This window comes from Streptomyces sp. NPDC002690 (assembly GCF_053592415.1).
On sequence record NZ_JBSFVR010000680.1, the window covers coordinates 1 to 1,740 of the forward strand.

Below are 1,740 nucleotides of genomic sequence, written 5' to 3' on the forward strand. Positions count from 1 at the left end.
GCCCCGGTTCTCCGGAACCGGGGCAGCCCCGCCTCTCTGTCAGGGAGTCTCGCCTCCGGCCGTTCCATGCGCGGGAGTTCGGGTACGCGAAGAGGACGGAAGATCCCGACAGAGGAACAGGGAGAGCGTCATGGCGAAGACGAAGACATCCGGCACCACGCGTCCGAAGGCGGCCTCGGCGGCGGGACGGGCCACCACGAGCAGCACGTCGAAGAGCAGCAGGAAGGCCGCCGCGAGCGCACTGTCCCAGACCTCCGGCAAGGCGGGTTCCGCCGACGCCAAGAAGACCACGTCCAGCGCCGCTTCGGCCGCCGGGAAGACCGTACGCGCCAAGAAGGCGGCGAAGACCGAGAAGCGGGCCGCGGCCAGCGCACTCTCCCAGACCCCGGCCGCATCGTCGCGCAGGCCCGGCAAGAAGGTTCTCACCGCTGCCGCGAAGGTTCTGGCGGACAAGAAGTCCACCAAGGCGGCACGCTCCGAGGCGGCGAGCACCCTCGCCCAGGCAGCGGCGCACGCGCTGAAGTAACGCGTGGTCCGGTCACCGGGAAGGCCCAGGTCGTCGTCGATCCGGGCCTTCCGCCATGGCCGGGTGACGCGATGCGGGCGCACCGCGGAAGGCGCCGTTCCTGTCGCGGAACCCCTGCGTTTGTCGCCGGGCACCTGCAGCATTGTCCGCGGTCGGTAACCGACCTTTCTCGTCCTGCTGTTCGCATGTCTTGATGGGGGCACGGCATCGGACAGCACCGGCGGACACGGCATCGGCGGGCACGGCAAAGGGGCGGGCGGACATGGCGAAGCACAAGGAAAGGGGCTGGTACGGGAAGGTTCTCGCCGCGGCACTCGGATTGACGGTGGGGGCCATCGCCATGTCGATGTGGACCGCGCAGGCCGACACCACGGGGAAGCCCCAGCCGGAGGCGCACGTCTCGGCTCCGGCCATCAAGCCCGTGGCGGTGGGCATCGTGCACGCGTCCGACGCCGGCGCCAAGGGCGTCAACATCACCATCGACGACGGGCCGGACCCCGTCTGGACGCCGAAGGTGCTGCAACTCCTCAAGGAGAACGGCGTGAAGGCGACGTTCTGCATGGTGGGCACGCAGGCGAAGGCGTACCCGGACCTGGTCAAGGCGGTCGTGGCGGACGGACACCGGCTGTGCGACCACACGGTCTCGCACGACACCACCATGGACAAGAAGTCCGAGGCCTACCAACGGCAGCAGATCCTGGACGCCGAACGCATGATCACCGAAGCATCCGGCGGCGTCCGGCCGATGTACTACCGGGCTCCGGGCGGTGCCTTCACCCCGTACAGCCGGCAACTGGCCGCGTCCCGGGGGATGCGCCCGCTGGGATGGAACGTCGACACCAAGGACTTCGAGCACCCCGGGGTGGAGACCATCGTCGCGACCGTCAAGAGCGAGATCGCCGACGGCCCGACCATCCTCTTCCACGACGCGGGCGGCGACCGCGCCCAGACCCTGGACGCCCTGAGCGAGGTCCTGCCCTGGCTGAAGGAGCAGGGGTACTCCTTCGGCTTCCCGGTGCGGTAGGCCCCGCTGGTTTGCCGTACGGGCCTGCGGGGGGCCTGTACGAGCCCTGCACGGTCCGGAGGAATGTGGTGCGGCCGGGCAACGTCGAAGGACGCTGCCCGGCCCCCGGCAGGAAGCAGAGAACAGACGCCGTGACAGAGGCAAGAGAAGCGATCCTCCTGGTCGGTGGTCCCTCAGTGACGGTCCGTAC

2 protein-coding genes are annotated in these 1,740 nt (G+C 69.5%); both read left to right on the forward strand.

Features of this window, described 5'->3' with window-relative positions:
- Positions 1-130: 130 nt before the first annotated feature.
- Positions 131-526 (forward strand): hypothetical protein, encoded by a 396-nt coding sequence (locus tag ACWD3D_RS36640; RefSeq protein ID WP_451464966.1) that lies wholly within the window; start codon positions 131-133, stop codon positions 524-526.
- A gap of 262 nt (positions 527-788) precedes the next feature.
- Entirely contained in the window at positions 789-1,550 is a 762-nt protein-coding gene (locus ACWD3D_RS36645) for a polysaccharide deacetylase family protein (protein WP_451464967.1), read from the forward strand.
- The last annotated feature ends 190 nt before the right edge of the window (positions 1,551-1,740 follow it).

Coding starts and splice junctions, on each gene's coding strand:
- ACWD3D_RS36645 (WP_451464967.1), top strand. CDS start 789: ATGGCGAAGCACAAGGAAAGGGGCTGGTACGGGAAGGTTCTCGCCGCG.
- ACWD3D_RS36640 (WP_451464966.1), top strand. CDS start 131: ATGGCGAAGACGAAGACATCCGGCACCACGCGTCCGAAGGCGGCCTCG.